Genomic DNA, 17,976 nt, shown 5'->3' on the forward strand with positions numbered 1-17,976 from the left:
CCGTCCGCCCGCTTCCGGGGAAAGGGAGTCATGTCCGAAACCTCCCGTTCTCAAGCCCATGTGCAGCACGACACCCCCGCCGAATCCGCCGCGTCGGCGGGCCCGCGGAGCACCGGGGCCCGGAGAACCGCCCTGGGGGTCAGCGAACTCGTCCAGGCGGCCCTGCCGCTGATCGCCGAGTGGCTCCCCACCCAGCGCTGGTACGCCGGGAAGGGACGGCCCATCACCGGCCTCACCCCGATGGTCGGAACCCCGCTGCAGGTCGGCGACCCGGCCCTGCTGCACCTGCTGCTGCGGGTCGAGCACGCCACCACGGCCGGCGCCCCGCACGGGGACATCTACCAACTCCTGCTCGGCATCCGCTCGGACGGGCCCGCGGACATCGAGCCCAGCGCCGTGCTCGGCCGGCTCAGCCAGGGCCCGTACGACGGCGCGGCGCTCTACGACGCGGTGCACGACCCCGAACTCACCGGGCGGCTGCTGGAACACCTGGCCACCGGCGACCGGTTCGGCTCGCTGTCCTTCCGCCGCACCCCCGGCTCCGGGCTCCCCGCCAACCTCCCCGGCCGCGCCTCCACCGCCGAGCAGTCCAACAGCTCGGTCATCTACGGCACCTCGTACATCCTCAAGCTGTTCCGCCGCATCCACCCCGGCACCAACCCCGACCTCGAACTCTCCCTCGCCCTCTCCCGGGCCGGCTCCACCCGGATCCCCCGGGTCGCCGCCTGGTTCGAGAGCCGGATGGAACGCGCCGAACCCGCCACCCTCGGCCTGCTCCAGCGCTACCTGCCGGACGCCGAGGACGGCTGGGAGCTCGCCCTCGACCACGTCGGCCAGCTCAAGGGCGACCCCTCCCCCGGCAACTTCGCCATCGAGGCCCACCGGCTCGGCCGGGCCACCGCCGAGGTGCACCGGGTCCTGGCCCGGTCGATGCCGGTCGCCCGGCTCGACCGCGCCCAGACCAGCCGGCTCGCCACCACCATGGCCGACCGGCTGGACAGCGCCGTCGCCGCCGTCCCCGGGCTGCTGCGCTACCGGGCCGCGCTGCGCACCGCCTTCCAGCAGCTCGCCGACGCCCACCCGGACGGCCTGCCGGTCCAGCGCATCCACGGCGACCTGCACCTCGGGCAGGCCATGCGCACCCCGCACGGCTGGGTACTGCTGGACTTCGAGGGCGAACCGGCCAAGTCCGTCAACGAGCGCCGGGAGCCGCAGCCCGCGCTGCGCGACATCGCCGCGATGCTCCGCTCCTTCGACTACGCGGCCGCCCACCTGCTGGCCGGCGGCCCGGTCGACCCGGAGCTCGCCCACCTCGCGGCCGCCTGGGCGCAGCGCAACCGCACCGCCTTCTGCGCCGGCTACACCGCCGGCGGCGGCGCCGACCCGGCGGCCTCGCCGGAGCTGATGCGGGCTCTGGAGATCGACAAGGCGGTGTACGAGGTGGTCTACGAGGCCCGGCACCGGCCGAGCTGGCTGCCGATCCCGCTCGCCGCGATCAACCGGCTCGCCCTCACCGTGTGACCGCCCCGGCCGCACCCGCACCCCCGGTTCCGCCGCCCTGGAGTTTGCCCACCCCCCGTCGCAGGAGGACCCAGCCGTGACTCCGCTCGATCCGCCCGGCCGCACCACCCGCCCCGTACCGGCCACCTTCCTGGCCGGCCCGGACTCCCCCGGGCCCGAGCCCACGACGCCCCGGGCGGCCGCGGAGCCCGAGCCGGTCGCCGAGCCCGGGCCGGTCGCGGCCCCGCCCACGGCCTCGCTGCGGCTGCCCGAGGCGCCGCTGCCGCCGTCCGAGGTGGACCGGCTGGTCGGCGGGCAGCACCACGACCCGCACGCCCTGCTCGGCGCCCACCCGGTGCACGGCGGCACCGCGATCCGGGTGCTGCGTCCGTTCGCCGAGCGGGTGGTCGTCGAGACCGCCCAGGGCCCGGCCGAACTCACCCACCAGCAGGGCGGCCTGTTCACCGGGCTGGTGGCCGGCGGGAGCGTGCCGGACTACCGGCTGCTGGTGACCTACCCCGGCGGCGAGCCGCTGGTCCAGCACGACGGCTACCGCACCCCGCCCACCCTCGGTGAGCTCGACCTGCACCTGATCTCCGAGGGCCGGCACGAGCAGCTGTGGCGGGCGCTCGGCTCGCACCCGCGCACCGTCGACGGCGTCGCCGGCACCGCCTTCGCGGTCTGGGCGCCGAACGCCGTCGGGGTCCGGCTGATCGGCGACTTCAACCACTGGGACGGCACCGGGCACCCGATGCGCTCGCTCGGCTCGTCCGGGATCTGGGAGCTGTTCGTCCCGGGCCTCGGCGAGGGCGCCGCGTACAAGTACGAGATCCACACCCGGCAGGGCTGGGTGCTCGACAAGGCCGACCCGCTGGCCCGCGCCGCCCAGTGCCCGCCCGCCACCGCCTCGGTGGTCACCAGCTCCGACTACCGCTGGCAGGACGGCGAGTGGATGGCCCGCCGGGCCCGCACCGCGCACCACCGGGCGCCGATGTCGGTGTACGAGCTGCACCTGGCGTCCTGGCGGCCGGACCTCACCAACTACCGCGCCATCGCCGAGGAACTCCCGCGCTACCTCAAGGAGTTGAACTTCACCCACGTGGAGTTCATGCCGGTGATGGAGCACCCCTTCGGCGGCTCCTGGGGCTACCAGGTGTCCGGTTACTACGCCCCCACCGCCCGGCTCGGCGGCCCGGACGACTTCCGCCACCTGGTGGACACCCTGCACCGGCACGGCATCGGCGTGATCGTCGACTGGGTGCCCGCCCACTTCCCCAAGGACGCCTTCGCGCTCGCCCGCTTCGACGGCGAGCCGCTGTACGAGCCCGCCGACCCACTGCGCGCCGAGCACCCCGACTGGGGCACCCTGGAGTTCGACTACGGCCGCAAGGAGGTGCGCAACTTCCTCGTCGCCAACGCGGTCTACTGGTGCGAGGAGTTCCACATCGACGGCCTGCGGGTGGACGCCGTCGCCTCGATGCTCTACCTCGACTACTCCCGCGAGGGCGGCGCCTGGACGCCCAACCAGCACGGCGGCCGGGAGAACCTGGACGCCGCCGCGTTCCTGCAGGAGATGAACGCCACCGTCTACCGGCGCTGCCCCGGCGTGGTCACCATCGCCGAGGAGTCCACCGCCTGGGACGGCGTCACCCGCCCCACCGACGCCGGCGGCCTGGGCTTCGGGCTGAAGTGGAACATGGGCTGGATGCACGACTCGCTGGTCTACATGTCCAAGGAGCCGGTGCACCGCAAGTACCACCACAACGAGATCACCTTCTCGATGGTGTACGCCTACTCGGAGAACTACATCCTGCCGATCTCGCACGACGAGGTGGTGCACGGCAAGCAGGCGCTGGTGGCCAAGATGCCCGGCGACTGGTGGCAGCAGCGCGCCAACCACCGCGCCTACCTGGGCTTCATGTGGTCCCACCCGGGCAAGCAACTCCTCTTCATGGGGCAGGAGTTCGCCCAGGGCGCGGAGTGGCACCACGAACAGGGCCCGCAGTGGTGGGTGCTCGACGAGCAGTGGCCGGCCCACCAGGAGCACCTCGGCGTGCGCCGACTGGTCCGCGACCTCAACCGGCACTACCTGGACACCCCCGCCCTCTGGGAACGGGACGCCACCCCGGACGGCTTCCGCTGGCTCGACGGCGGCGCCGCCGAGGACAACCTGCTCTCCTACGCCCGGTACGCGGCCGACGGCTCGCCACTGGTCGCGGTCTGCAACTTCTCCCCGGTCGTCCGGCACGGCCACCGGGTCGGCCTGCCCGCCCTGGCGGGCCGCGACCAGCTGTGGGAGGAAGTGCTCAACACCGACGCCGAGGCCTACGGCGGCGGCGGCATCGGCAACTCCCACCCGGTCAAGGCCGACCCGACCCCCTGGAACGACCAGCCCCGCTCCGCCGAACTGGTCCTCCCCCCACTCGCCACCCTCTGGCTCCGCCCGGCCTAGCGAGCACCTCGCCGCATGCCCCCCCCGGAACGCGAATCGCTCCGGGGGGCTTCCGCTTCTGTAAATGTTCGAACAGGATGCGAACCACCGCAGTAGGCTTCGCCGCGATCCGAGATCGTTCGTCAACAAGGCGAGGTCCGGGCATAACTGACGGTAGGTCGCAACTTCATGAAATCGAGATCATTAGGGCGGGCCCATCCATTCCTGGCGAGAACGGCCGCCGCGCTCGCGGCCATCGGCCTCGCCTTTGGACTGATCCCACCGGCCGCCGCGGACACCCCGCCGTGGGACCTCGGGAACACCGCGCTAGCCACCCCGGTCAACCTCAACGCACAGGCCAGCGGACCAATCCACAACCTCGGCCTCGACAAGTGCGCGGACGACCTCGCGGCCGACACCCGCAACGGCGCGGCCGTGGGTTCGTCCACCTGCAACGGCGGGGACGCCCAGAACTGGACGTTCAACCCCAGCGGCCCTTACGGGTACGGCGACCTCGGGTTCTACGGGACGATCACCCTGACCACCACCCCGGAAAAGTGCCTCGACATTCCCGACACCGCTCGCGACGGGAGCGGGATCACCGACGGCACCGAACTGGAGATCTGGGACTGCAACGGCGGCCGGAACCAGCAGTGGATCGTGCAGTACGCCAGCAACGGCAGCCCCCGGATCTACAACCCGATGAGCCGCCGCTGCATCGACGTCCCCGGCGCCTCCACCACTGACGGCGCGACGCTCCGGCTGTGGGGCTGCAACGGCAGCACAGCCCAGTGGCTCAGCCCGCCCGCCGGCGATCCCCAGCCGACCGGTCCGATCTCCGACCCGGCCCTCGGCGGCAAGTGCGTGGACGACCCCTGGAACAACCCGGCTCCCGGCACCCCGGTGCAGAGCACCCAGTGCAACGGCACGCCCGCGCAGGTCTGGACTCTGAACCAGAACGGCACCATCACCCACGCCTTCCAGTGCCTCGACATCGCCGGCGGCGAGGGCGCCGTCGCGGACGGCACGCCGGTCGGGCTCTGGACCTGCAATGGCGGGTTGAACCAGCAGTGGGTGGTCCGCTTTGACACCAGCGGCCGCACCACCCTGCTCAACCCCAACTCGGGCCGCTGCCTCGACGTTCCGGCCGGCTCCACCGCAGACGGCACCAACCTCCAGATCTGGACCTGCAACGACTGGATCGCCCAGGTCTGGAACACCCCCCGGCGCCCGCACGCCGCGGTCGCCGGACCCAAGGTCTCCGCGCCGGTGATCTACCCGGCCGGCACGGGCCCGCTGGGCGTCCGCCTCGCCGCGCTCAAGGACGCGGAGAACAAGCGCATGGACCGGGCCCGGTTGGCCAAGGTGATGCACGCCGGCGGCACCCGGATGCGGACCGAGGCCGGCGCCGCACTGGCCGGCAACGACGCCGAGACGAGCGCGGTCTGGGCCACCTGGATCAGCAGAGGATGGGAAGACGATCCCAGCAGCGCGCTGGCGAAGGACGTGGCCGCTACCAAGGTCGCCGACCAGGCCCGGGGCCAGCGCCGGGACGGCCGGCAGCACTTCCTCGACGGCTTCTCGATGTACGACCGCCAGCCCGACTTCGACGGCGACGTGATCGCCTACATGTCGTCCGACTCCACGTTCTGGCGAGCCGTACTCTCCGTCTCCATCGCTCTGGACATACCGAAGGCCGACCAGGCCGCGATGGACCGGGTCACCGCAATCGGCAAGGAGAACGCCGCCAAGGACCCGACCACGATCTGGGAGACCTACGCCCACCAAGCCAACGGGGGCTCTGCCGACGACGTCCGACGGTTCATCCAGTACAACGGCTTCCCGACGGTCGCACCCGCTCAGGGCTCCCCGGAGTTCCGGATCGAGGTCGAGGCGATCAAGGCCCGCTGGTTCAACGGCGACCCGACCAACCCCGCCGACCCCAAGTACGTGCTGACCGACGCCATCGAGACCGCCTGGGCCGAGTACCAGGCCGAACTCAACTCCCAGGCCCAGCTCCGCGCGGACATCACCACCGCCGAGATCCAGGGCCTGGAGGCGCTGCGCACCAGTTCCGAGGCGATGAACGACGCGCTCAGCTACGCCTGGTACGCCGACCGACTGCTCTGGGCCCAGCAGTACCGGGTCTCACCCGAGTGGAATGCGCCGGTGGACCGGATCCCCAACGACCTCGGCATCATCAAAGCCAAGGTCACCGGGCTGACCGAGAGCGCCAAGATGGCCGCCGCGCAGGCCAAGGAGGCCGCCGACAAGGTCCAGGCTGCCCAGGACGCGTCCGTCGCGACCGCCAAGGCCAACGGCGACCCGGAGGGCCGCGGCCTGCTGTACGCGCAGCAGGACGCACAGGTCGCCAAGGCCTCCGCCTCAGCTGCCACCGCCATCTCCAACGCCATCCAGACGGCGCTGGCCACCACCAACGCCACCGTCAACGACAGCGCCACCCTGCTCGCCAACGCCCGGGCCCAGGCCCACGCCGCCCGGGCCCAGTTCCTCCGCGAAATGGCCCAGGGCGACGCCAAACTGGCAGCCTCGCTCGCCGCCACCAGTCAGGAACGGGCGACCGTCGCGGCCGGCGCCGCCCAGCGCGCCGCCACCGCCAAGGGCAAGGCACAGACAGCCGAGAGCACCGCCGTCACAGCGGCCACCGCCGCCCACGACAGCGCCGCCAAGGCTGCCCAGGAGCGGCAGAACGCGGCCACCGCCAAGGCCACCGCCGACACCCAGAGAAACAAGGCCCAACAGGCGGAGGCCCTGGCCCAGCAGAAGGCAGCCACTGCTCAGGGCATGCAGAAGGATGCCGCGGCAGCTGCCGGGACTGCGGCCTCCAACGAAAGCGCCGCGCAGCAAGCCGAACAGAACGCTGACACGGCACGGGGCCAAGCCCTGACAGCCGAGCAGAACGAGAACGCGGCCGATGCACGGGCCGGCGCCGCAGAGGCCGCGGCAGTCGCAGCGGCCGGCGGCCCGAACGCGGCTGCCGCCCGGGCTGCGGCCGACCGGGCCAAGGCGGACGCCGCGGCGGCGGTCACTGCCGCCAACCAGGCGCGCTCTGTGGCAGGTACCGCGACGATCGCGGCCGGCAAGGCCCGCAAGGCGGCCGACGCAGCCAACTCCGCTGCGGCCCGGGCCAAGGCGGACGCGGACAAGTCGGACGCGGACACCGCAGCAACGACTGCTGCCGCCGCGGACGCCCACGCGGCAGCGGCTGACGCGATCGAGGCCTCGAACCAGGCGTCGACGAACGCCCAGGCCGCCCAGACCGCCTCGGACCAGGCCGCCCAGACCACCGCCGACGCCCAGGGCAAGGCCACCGCGGCCCGGTCCGAGGCGGACGGCGCGGTCGCCGAGAGCGCCGTCGCCGCCGGCAAGGCGGCGGCGACCTCCGAAGCCGCCCAGCAGGCGTCGGCCGCGGCGGCGACCGTCGCCGCGCCGGCCGACAAGGCGATCGACCTCGCCGCACCGTACGCCAACAACGACTCGGCGGCCGGTCTGGCCACCTTGGCCTCCCAGGCGGCCAAGACCGTGTCCCAGCAACAGGCGGAGGTCGCCCAGGCACGGGCCACCCAGGCGGCCGAGGCCGCGGTGAGTGCCCAGCAGGCGGCCGACCAGGCGAACGGGGACGCCAAGCTGGCTGCCCAGGCCGCTGCCGACGCCGCCAAGTCGGCCGCGGCAGCGGCCAAGTCCTCGGCGGACGCGGTGAAGTCAGCGGCCTCCGCCGCCGCCGACTCGGCGGTCGCGGTCCAGGCTGCCGCGCACAGCGACCAACTGGTGACCCAAGCCAAGGGCGACCAGAGCGCGGCTCACCAATCGGCAACCGACGCCGCCACCGATGCCAAGGGAGCACAGAACTCGGCCACCGTGGCGGAACGGGACGCGGCAGGTGCCCGTCAGGCCGCAGTCACCGCTCGGACGTCTGCGAACCAGGCCCAGAAGTCAGCCGCGGCGGCGGATGCCTCCGCCACGTCGGCCGAGGCCGCGATCGCCAAGGCCCAACAGGATGCCAAGGAAGCCGCCGACGCGGCCAACCGGACCGGCATCAAGGCCTCGGCGGACAAGGGATGGTGCGACGCGGCATCGGGGCAGGTCTGTGCGAATGCCACTGAACTCACAGGTGGCGCCGGCACTCCCGGGGGTCGAAAGTGCGACGGTTCGTGGGACCAGTACCCCTGCAACCTGCGGTTCACCCTGAACAGCGACTGGCGCACGGCCATGAACAAGACCTACGGGGACTGCCTCAATGCGAAGTTCGAGGATCTCGCGTGCCAGCCGTCGATCCTGATGCAGTCGGCCGTCATCGCTGCCGCCAAGGCGAAGGTCGATCCGCGATTGGTCTACTCCATCGCGCTGATGGAGACCAGCGGCAAGGAGGTGCCGATGGTCCGCGACCACGGTCTCGACGTCTACCTGGAGTACGAGAAGCGGGCCGCGGCACTGTCCGCGATGCACCTGTGGCCGGGCCACGGCGGTGACGGGGTGGCCTCGCTCGGCGTCACCAACATCAAACCGGTGACCTGGGACTACATCGCCAAGGCCTACCCGGACGCCTTCCAGGGACACGAGTGGGCCGACCTGCGCGACCAGACCGATCTGGACATGGCGGCAACCGCCTACTACATCAAGTACCTGGAGTCGGTGGAACTGCCCAAGCTGCCGGATGTCAGCACTCGGGACTACGCGTCGTATGACCTGCTCTACGGGTTCTACAACGGAGGCATCGACCCCACGAGTGAGTCGTACCGGGCGTTCTACGACCTCAAGGGCGATCATTACGGCCATTTCGGCCCCAATGTCACAGGCAATATCACTGCCTGGAAGACGCACTGGGATCGAGCCAACCGGGAAATCTGTGCAAGCGGCATCATGACCTGCACGTTCTCCTGATCCGAACCGTGTCCGGGGCGGGAGCGTTGTCTCCCGCCCCGGACACCCTTAGCGTTCACATCCGACGCAAATCGTCAGCAGGAGGCGTCGTTGTTCCAGATCATGTGGTGGCTGTATGTGCTGTGGCCGCTGGGCTGCTGGGCTGCGCTCGCTCGCACCCGGCTGGTCGGAGGGATCGTCGGCGTCGCCCTGTTGGGCCAGGCGGTGGTGCTGATCGGTCTGGAGTACGAGTGGTGGCCACTCCTCGCGGCGGCCGAGTTGACGGTGGCGTATCCGTTCAGCTCGCTTCTCGCGATCCTCGTCGGCGCACTGGCCGAACGACGGCTGCACGGCCGTCGCCCCGAAGAGGCGGAGAGCCACCGAGTCGGCGGCGCGACAGCCGCCCTCGTCTGCCACGCGATCGTCGGCGTGGTCGTCGCTGCCGCCTATCCGCTCTACCTCTCGGGTTTCGCCTACTACCCGAGTCTTGCCGAGCTTCCGCTGCCGTCGGGCGTCGTCGTCGAGCGCGACTCCGGGACCGCCGGCAGTTGCGCCTCGCACGACTGCACCAGGGAACTCTCCATCGGCAGCACCGGACATCTCTCGCCGACGGCGGTGGCAGCCCGGCTGCGGGACAGCCTCACCGCCGACGGCTGGACGGCCGGCCCCTCCGGCTCACTGCAGCATCCGCACGGGTGGCTCCTGGACAAGCGAGTGGTCCGGGCGTTCATCACCGAGAGCCCCCGCGGGGCGTCCGTCGAGCTGGTGGGCCCCGAGTACTTCGGAACGCCGGCGCAGCCCTGATCTCCGCGGGAACCGCTAGCCGACAGCGCAATGATCGTCCACCTCGGCGGCGAGCTCCAGGGCGCGCCCTGCGGGGACCTTCGTCCCCTTGCCTCCGCCGGGTCGCTCTACTCGCGGACACCCGTTCGCAGTGCGAATGTATGGTCGATATGGCCATATTCCGAGACGACGGGACGGAGACACCCACGTGGCGCGCAGCGTGTACGTGACCGGCATCGACCGGGGGGACGGCCGGCAGGCGGTCGAACTCGGGGTCATGGAACTGCTCACCCGCCAGGTGGACCGGGTCGGGGTGTTCCGCCCGCTGGTGCACGCGCACGCGCCCGGGGCGCCGGGCTCGGACCACGTGGTCGAGCTGCTGCGCGGCCGGTACCGGATCGACCTGCCGAGCTCCGAGCTGTACGGGCTCACCTACGAGGAGGCCGCCGCGCTGCAGGCCGCCCAGGGGCAGGACGAGCTGGTCTCCACCCTGGTCGACCGCTTCCGGGCGCTGGAGCGGCGCTGCCAGGCGGTGCTGGTGCTCGGCACCGACTTCGCCGACACCAACATCCCGGACGAGCTGGCCTTCAACGCCCGGCTGGCGAACGAGTTCGGCGCCGCCGTGCTGCCGGTGGTCGGCGGGCACGCCGAGGACCCGGAGGCCGTGGTCGCCGAGGTCCGCAACGCCCACCGGGCGTACACCGACCTGGGCTGCGAGACCCTGGCGATGGTCGCCAACCGGGTCGCCCCGGGTGCCAAGCAGCGGATCCAGCGCAAGCTCACCGAGAAACTGCCGGTCCCCGCCTACGTCATACCGGAGGAGCCGGCGCTGGCCGCGCCGACCGTCGCCCAGCTGGTCGAGGCGACCGGCGCCGACGTCCTGCTCGGGGACGCCGCCGGCCTGGCCCGCGACGTCCGCGGCTTCGTCTTCGGCGGCGCCATGCTGCCGACCTTCCTGGACGCCCTGACCGAGGGCGCCCTGGTCGTCACCCCCGGGGACCGCGCCGACCTGGTGATCGGCTCGCTGGCCGCGCACGCCGCCGGCGCCCCGCCCATCGCCGGCGTACTGCTGACGCTCGGTCAGCACCCCGGTCCGAACGTGCTGGCGCTGGCCGCCCGGCTCGCCCCCGGCACCCCGGTCGCGGTCGTCCCCGAGGGCAGCTGGCCGACCGCCGCCACCCTCACCCACCTGGAGGGCAAGCTCACCGCGGCCAGCCCGCGGAAGGCCGAGATCGCCCTCGGCCTGTTCGAACTGCACGTCGACACGGCCGAGTTGACCAACCTGATCGAGGTCGGCCGGTCCGAGCGGGTCACCCCGATGATGTTCGAGCACGAGTTGCTGGAGCGGGCCCGGGCGAGCCGGCGGCACGTCGTCCTGCCGGAGGGCACCGAGGAACGGGTGCTGCGCGCGGCCGAGATCCTGCTGCGCCGCAACATCTGCGACCTCACCCTGCTCGGCGAGCCGGACGCGGTGCGCCGCAAGGCCGCGAGCCTCGGCATCGACCTCCCGCAGGTGGGGGCACCTCCCGGCCAGCAGGCTGGCGGAGAGCCGGGCGCCGACCGCGCCCAGGTCCGGATCGTCGACCCGGCCACCAGCCCGCTGCGCCGCCAGTTCGCCGAGCTGTACGCCCGGCTGCGCGCCCACAAGGGGATGACCGTCGAGCTCGCGCTGGACGTGGTCACCGACGTCTCGTACTTCGGCACCCTGATGGTCCAGGAGGGCATCGCGGACGGCATGGTCTCCGGCGCGGTGCACTCCACCGCGGCCACCATCCGGCCCGCCTTCGAGGTGATCAAGACCTCGCCCGGCGCGTCCATCGTGTCGAGCGTCTTCTTCATGTGCCTGGCCGACAAGGTGCTGGTGTACGGCGACTGCGCGGTCAACCCCGACCCGGACGCCCAGCAGCTGGCCGACATCGCGATCCAGGCCGCCGCCACCGCCGCCCAGTTCGGGGTCGAGCCGCGGATCGCGATGCTCTCGTACTCGACCGGCACCTCGGGCTCCGGCGCGGACGTCGACAAGGTCCGCAAGGCCACCGAGCTGGTCCGCGAGCTGCGGCCGGACATCCTGGTCGAGGGCCCGATCCAGTACGACGCGGCGGTGGACGCCCACGTCGCGGCCACCAAGCTGCCGGGCTCGCCGGTGGCGGGCCGGGCCACCGTGCTGATCTTCCCGGACCTCAACACCGGCAACAACACCTACAAGGCGGTCCAGCGCTCGGCGGGCGCGGTGGCGGTCGGCCCGGTGCTGCAGGGGCTGCGCAAGCCCGTCAACGACCTCTCGCGCGGTGCGCTCGTCCAGGACATCGTCAACACCGTCGCGATCACCGCCATCCAGTCCCAGGACCGCAAGGAGCCGCAGGCATGAGCGAAGGTACCCGCGTTCTGGTGCTGAACGCCGGCTCCTCGTCGGTGAAGTACCAGCTGATCGACATGCTGGACGGCGCCCGGCTGGCCTCCGGCCTGGTCGAGCGGATCGGCGAGTCCAGCGGGCGGCTGGTGCACACCCCGCACTCGGGCGAGCCGCGCGAGACCCTGCAGGTCTTCCCGGACCACGCCGCCGCCCTGAAGGCCGTCGCCGAGGAGCTGGCCGCCGACGGCCTCGGGCTGGACTCCCCCGAGCTGGCCGCGATCGGCCACCGGGTGGTGCACGGCGGAAAGCGGTTCACCGAGCCGACCGTGATCACCGACGACGTGCTCAAGGAGATCCGCCGGCTGATCCCGGTCGCCCCGCTGCACAACCCGGCCAACATCACCGGCATCGAGGTGGCCCGCGCGCTGCGCCCGGACCTCCCCCAGGTGGCCGTCTTCGACACCGCCTTCCACGCCTCGATGCCCGAGTACTCCGCCCGGTACGCGATCGACAAGGCCGTCGCCGACGAGCACCGGGTGCGCCGCTACGGCTTCCACGGCACCTCCCACCAGTACGTCTCGCGGGCCACCGCCCGGCTGCTCGGCAAGGACCCGGCCGAGGTGAACGTGATCGTGCTGCACCTGGGCAACGGCGCCTCCGCCTCGGCGGTCAGCGGCGGTCGCTGCGTGGACACCTCGATGGGCCTGACCCCGCTGGAGGGCCTGATCATGGGCACCCGCTCGGGCGACATCGACGCCGGCGTGGTCTTCCACCTGCACCGGGTCGGCGGGCTGTCCGTCGACGAGATCGACGACCTGCTCAACCGCCGCAGCGGCCTGCTCGGCCTGTGCGGCGACAACGACATGCGCGAGATCATGCGCCGGGCCGAGGCAGGGGACGCGGACGCCCGGCTCGCCTTCGACTCGTACATCCACCGGCTGCGCAAGTACATCGGCGGCTACTACGCGGTGCTCGGCCGGGTGGACGCGATCGCGTTCACCGCGGGCGTCGGGGAGAACGCTGCGCCGGTGCGCGCGGCGGCCACCGCCGGGCTGGAGGAACTGGGCATCTCGGTCGACCCCGAGCTGAATTCGGTGCGCTCCGGCGAGGCCCGGATCATCTCGCCGGCGTACGCCCGGGTGACGGTCGCCGTGGTGCCCACCGACGAGGAACTGGAGATCGCCCGACAGGCCTTCGCCCTGGTGCACCGGCAGTCCGGGGGCTGACGAGACGTCGTCTCGACCCCCGGAATCCTTCGTCGGCGATTCCTCACGATTCGTGCCGAATGCACCTATAACACGAACGGATAGACTGATCCATATGCGCCGAGCGAAAATTGTCTGCACCCTGGGTCCGGCGACGGACTCCTACGAACAGCTGAAGGCCATCGTCGAGGCGGGCATGAACGTCGCCCGACTGAACATGAGCCACGGCAACCACGCGGACCACGAGGAGCGGTACCGCAAGGTCCGCCAGGTCTCGGAGGACACCGGCAAGGCCATCGGCGTCCTGGCCGACCTCCAGGGTCCCAAGATCCGTCTGGCGACCTTCGCCAACGGCCCGGTGACCGTCGACAACGGCGACGAGTTCACCATCACCACCGAGGACGTCCCCGGTGACCAGCACATCTGCGGTACCACCTACAAGGGCCTGCCCGGCGACGTCAAGCCCGGCGACCCGATCCTGATCAACGACGGCGTCATCGCCCTGGAGGTCGTCAGCGTCGACGGCCCGCGAGTGAGGACCGTGGTGATCGAGGGCGGCGTGCTCTCGAACAACAAGGGCATCAACCTGCCCGGCGCGGCCGTGAACGTGCCCGCCCTGTCCGAGAAGGACAAGGACGACCTGCGCTTCGCGCTGCGCCTGGGCGTCGACATGATCGCCCTGTCCTTCGTCCGCAACGCGGACGACATCAAGGACGTCCACGAGGTCATGGACGAGGTCGGCATCCGCGTGCCGGTCATCGCCAAGATCGAGAAGCCGCAGGCCGTCGAGGCCATGGAGGAGATCGTCCTCGCCTTCGACGCCATCATGGTCGCCCGCGGCGACCTGGCCGTCGAGTACCCGCTGGAGCGGGTGCCGCTGGTCCAGAAGCAGCTGATCACGCTGGCCCGCCGCAACGCCAAGCCGGTCATCGTCGCCACCCAGATGATGGAGTCGATGATCCACGCCTCGCGCCCGACCCGCGCCGAGGTCTCCGACGTCGCCAACGCCATCCTGGACGGCACCGACGCGGTGATGCTCTCCGCCGAGTCCAGCGTCGGCAAGTACCCGATCGAGACCGTCCGCACCATGAGCCGGATTGCCGAGAAGGCAGAGGAGGAGCTGCTCTCCCAGGGCCTGCAGCCGCTCAACCCGGGCCGCAAGCCGCGCACCCAGGGCGGCTCGATCGCCCGCGCCGCGTGCGAGCTGGGCGACTTCCTCAACGGCCAGGCGCTGGTCGCGTTCACCAAGTCCGGTGACACCGCCCGCCGCCTGTCCCGCTACCGCTCGCCGATCCCGGTGATCGCGTTCACCCCGGACGTCGCCACCCGCAACCAGCTCTCGCTGAGCTGGGGCGTCGAGGCGCACGTCACCGAGCAGGTCGAGACCACCGACGAGATGGTCGCCCAGGTCGACCGCGAGCTGCTGAACATGGGCAAGCTCGCCGAGGGCGCGACCGTCATCGTCACCGCCGGCTCGCCGCCCGGCATCCCCGGCAACACCAACATGGTCCAGGTGCACCACCTGGGCACCCGGGGCGAGTAGCACCCGGTCGCACCAGCGCCCGTGGGGCGGTCCTCCGCAGTGGAGGACCGCCCCACGGGCGTTTCCGGGCCGTGTCGGCGCCCGGGGCCGTCACTTGTCGCTGTACGGCGCGTCGTCGTTGAACAGGTGCATGCCGGGGATGGTCAGCGTGCCGCCGAACTGGCCGGCCTGCTTGGCGGTGACCCCGGTCAGCTCCAGGTCCAGCGGGATCGGGATCGAGCCGATCAGGTCGTACAGCCAGCGCGGCAGGGTGTCCGGGGTGAGCGTGATCTCGCCCAGGTCGATCGGGATCGGCAGGCCGAGCAGCTTGGAGAGGTGGCCGGACAGCCGCTCCACGTACATCGTGACCGGGCCCTTGCGCATGGTCGAGGTCGATCCCCGGGCCCCCTGCACGTGGAAGGTCTTGCCGTTGCCCTCCAGGGTCGACATGTCGAGGTTCTCGATGTCCACGCTGTCGACCACGAACTTCAGCACCCGCTTGGTGCCGGTCGGGGTCCGCACGTCGTAGACGCCGTGGAAGACGGCGCCGTGCAGGCCGAGCCGGCTGGTCTGCAGCGTCCAGTTCTGCTCCGGGACGACGTCCCCGGTGGCGGGCGCGCCGGCGGTCAGGCCTCTGGTGTCCACCGCACAGTTGGGATTGGCACTCGGCGAGGCGGACGGGGTGCCGGAGGCCGCCGTGGACGGAGTGGCGCTTCCGGAGGCGGCCGCGGACGGGGTCGTCTTCGGGCTCGCCTTGCCGCTCGGCTTCCCGGTCGCGCCACCGTCCGCGGACGGTGGCGCGGTGGGCGAGGCCTGGTCACCCGCCGGGGTCCGGTCGCCCGCGCCGCCGGCGGGCGGCTGGGCGGCGGGCTGCCCGTCGGCCGGGGCTCCGGTGGTCGGGGCCTGCGGCTGGGCCGGCGTCCCGGCCCGCGGCGCAGGGGCGGTCGGAGCGGGGGCCTGGGTGGTGGTCGGCGCCGTGGCGGCCGACTTGGCGCTCGACGACGGGCTCGGCGGAGCACCCGGGTTCAGCAGGTGGTCGATGCCGCCCACGAGGTCGTCGATCAGCCCGGCCCGGCTGGCCGTACCGGGCCCGTCGGCGCCGCCCTGGTAGACCGCGCTCGCCGTGCCCGAGCCGCCGGTGGCGGCGGAGCGGGTGGCCGGCGGGGTCGTCGGGGCGGTGGCCGCACCGGTCGGGGTCGCGGTGGCGGTCGGCGTACCGGCCGGCGCGGAGGGCTGTTGGGCGGGCCCGGTGGTCGGCGTCTGGGTGGGAATCGCGCTCGGACCCGTCGAGGGCGCCGCGGCCGGGCCGGGCGGCGGCTCGGGCAGCTCGCTCTTGGGGACGGGCGTCTCCAGCGGCGCGACGTCCGGGACGGCGGCGGGCGCGGTGCCACAGGCCTTGCCCGACTCGGCGACCGCCGGGTTGGGGGTGTACGCGGCGGCCATCAGCAGTGCGGTCGGCACCGCGGCCATCGCCAGCGCGCGGCCTCTCAGCCGGACCCGTACGGGCGTGCGCGGGGCCGCGTGCCGGCCGGAGCGCTGCGGTTGATCCTCCGACATGCTCACCGCGTCTCCTTCGGGTCCGCGGCAGCGGCCTGCTCGTTCGACGCGGCCTGTGCGGGCAGCTTCGCGATGGGCGCCTCGACGGCCGCGGACTCGGCGACGACGGTCTCGGCAGCGGGGGCCTCCGTAGCAGGGGTCTCGGCGGCGACGCTCTCGGCGACGCCGGCCTTGGCCGCCTTCGGCTCCGGCAGCGGCGCCCAGGACGCCATCAGACCGCCGCCGATCAGCCCCGGCAGCAGCGCCAGGCCGAAGCCGGCCAGGTTGGAGACCGGGATCGAGACCAGCGTCAGCAGGGTGGTGGCGACCCCCGCGAAGACCCGCACGGTCGGCTGGAACCACGCGGTCAGCCCGAGCACGATCAGCAACACACCGATGATCAGCGATCCGGCGCCCGCCGTGGTGGCCATGGCCACCGTCATGCCGCCCAACGAGAGCTTGGCATACGGGAAGTACATGATCGGGACGCCGGCGATCATGGCCAGCAGGCCGCCGTAGTACGGCCGCGTCCGACGGAAGGTACGGAACACCCGGCGCAGCCACTGGACGGGGTTCTCGTGCTCGGCGGGCCGGTATGAGGCAAGGGCGCTGGACACGATGCAGCTCCTCGATGGTGTGAACGAGGGATGGACGAGACACGGGATCCGGAAACGGCGCACGCACCGTCCCCGGTCCCACAGGCGCCGTCAGAGCGGCGGGCCGGGCCCGGCCCGCCGCCCGTCAACGGCCTAGTAGCACTCGCCGGTGCCGTCGGTGTGCAGCGCGAGCTTCAGGCCGGGGAGCTTGAAGGTGCCGGCCGAGGTGGCCCAGGCGGTCTGCTGCACGTTGTACAGGTCGGCCTTGTCGGCGGCCTGGGCGAAGCCGGTCGCGCCGGACGGCAGACCGCCGAGCTTCGACTTCCAGCCCTGGGTGGCCTCGCCCTTGAGGGTCGAGGCGTCCTGGCCGATGTTGATGTTGGTGAACTCGGCGTCCGCGTTCAGCTGGTCGAGGTCGATCAGCAGGTTCTTGGCGTAGACCTGCTTCTTGACGTCGTCGCTGTTGCCCGCCTCCAGACGCAGGATGATCTTGGGCAGCTTCCACGGCAGGCCGGGGATGATGTTGGGGTCGGTCACCACCGACTGGCAGAGGCCCTTGATGGTGGCCTCGTCGAACGCCGAGACGGCGACCGGGTGCGGAGTGCCGTTCACCTCGGCGTCGATCGAGCCGAACTGGGCGAAGTTCTTGCCGTGCAGCTCCGGCGTGGTGACCTTGAAGCTCTGGCCGGAGACGCTGAACGAAGCCGCCAGCGCATTGTTGGCCATGGCGACGCCGACCATCGCGGTGGCCGCGATGCTCGGCACCATCACCAGGGCGAAGCGCTTCCAGCGGGTCTTGCCGTAGGTCTGGGACATGCGAGTCCTCCTTCTAGGACGTACATCTCCGGCTCCCCGGCGGCGCGTCCCGCGCCGGTGGGGGCCTGGGATGGGAGAGAGCTACGTCCTCGGTAGCGGAGAGCGCCTTGGGCGTCGTCGGACGCGGGAGCGGCCGGCGTACGGCGGCACTCCCGTTCCTCCACCGGCCGTCCTTGCGGAGCGGCGGGCAGGACCGACGACATCGGCGATCACCCCCGAGCGACAACCAGCGACCGCGCAGGGCCGCGCGGCCGGTCGAAGGACAGGAACCGCCGTGGGACCGCGGATACCCCCCTGCCCTCCCTACCGCCGACCGGAGCCGGCGGAGCACCCGGTGGGGATCCCGCACTCCG

Annotated in this window: 10 protein-coding genes; 7 read left to right on the forward strand and 3 right to left on the reverse strand. The window is 72.1% G+C overall.

Translation table 11 applies throughout. The features are described from left to right. Nucleotides 1-30: 30 nt before the first annotated feature. The 7 genes from P3T27_RS08370 (at nt 31) to pyk (ending at nt 14,696) form a co-directional block, all read left to right on the forward strand. Nucleotides 31-1,521, forward strand: coding sequence for a phosphotransferase (locus P3T27_RS08370; RefSeq protein ID WP_280675939.1), 1,491 nt, complete (start codon nt 31-33; stop codon nt 1,519-1,521). 76 nt (nt 1,522-1,597) lie between these two features. Continuing rightward, nucleotides 1,598-3,952 carry a 1,4-alpha-glucan branching protein GlgB gene (gene glgB / locus P3T27_RS08375; protein ID WP_280675941.1) on the forward strand — a complete coding sequence of 785 codons (2,355 nt, stop codon included), beginning with the start codon at nt 1,598-1,600 and terminating at the stop codon, nt 3,950-3,952. Nucleotides 3,953-4,120: 168 nt separating this feature from the next. Next, nucleotides 4,121-8,833, forward strand: coding sequence for an RICIN domain-containing protein (locus P3T27_RS08380; protein WP_280675943.1), 4,713 nt, complete (start codon nt 4,121-4,123; stop codon nt 8,831-8,833). 90 nt (nt 8,834-8,923) lie between these two features. After that, a complete protein-coding gene (locus P3T27_RS08385) occupies nt 8,924-9,616 on the forward strand; it encodes a hypothetical protein (RefSeq protein ID WP_280675945.1) in 693 nt (230 codons plus the stop codon). 187 nt (nt 9,617-9,803) lie between these two features. Next, nucleotides 9,804-11,963: a phosphate acetyltransferase gene (pta, locus tag P3T27_RS08390; RefSeq protein ID WP_280675947.1), complete on the forward strand. Its 2,160-nt coding sequence runs from the start codon at nt 9,804-9,806 to the stop codon at nt 11,961-11,963. Continuing rightward, entirely contained in the window at nt 11,960-13,174 is a 1,215-nt protein-coding gene (locus P3T27_RS08395) for an acetate kinase (protein ID WP_280675949.1), read from the forward strand. Before pta ends, P3T27_RS08395 begins: the two co-directional genes overlap by 4 nt. Nucleotides 13,175-13,268: 94 nt before the next feature. After that, nucleotides 13,269-14,696: a pyruvate kinase gene (gene pyk / locus P3T27_RS08400; protein WP_280675952.1), complete on the forward strand. Its 1,428-nt coding sequence runs from the start codon at nt 13,269-13,271 to the stop codon at nt 14,694-14,696. 90 nt (nt 14,697-14,786) lie between these two features. Here pyk and P3T27_RS08405 read toward each other — a convergent pair whose 3' ends face one another. The 3 genes from P3T27_RS08405 to P3T27_RS08415 form a co-directional block, all read right to left on the reverse strand. Further along, a complete protein-coding gene (locus P3T27_RS08405) occupies nt 14,787-16,232 on the reverse strand; it encodes a hypothetical protein (RefSeq protein ID WP_280675954.1) in 1,446 nt (481 codons plus the stop codon). Nucleotides 16,233-16,234: 2 nt separating this feature from the next. Next, nucleotides 16,235-16,828, reverse strand: coding sequence for a DUF6114 domain-containing protein (locus tag P3T27_RS08410; RefSeq protein ID WP_280675956.1), 594 nt, complete (start codon nt 16,826-16,828; stop codon nt 16,235-16,237). Between the two features lie 132 nt (nt 16,829-16,960). Further along, the gene (locus tag P3T27_RS08415; RefSeq protein ID WP_280675958.1) at nt 16,961-17,623 is read right to left on the reverse strand and encodes a DUF6230 family protein; all 663 of its coding nucleotides are present in this window, start codon (nt 17,621-17,623) and stop codon (nt 16,961-16,963) included. Nucleotides 17,624-17,976: the final 353 nt, after the last annotated feature.

Origin of the sequence: Kitasatospora sp. MAA19 (genome assembly GCF_029894125.1) — a bacterium.
Taxonomy (GTDB): Bacteria; Actinomycetota; Actinomycetes; order Streptomycetales; family Streptomycetaceae; genus Kitasatospora.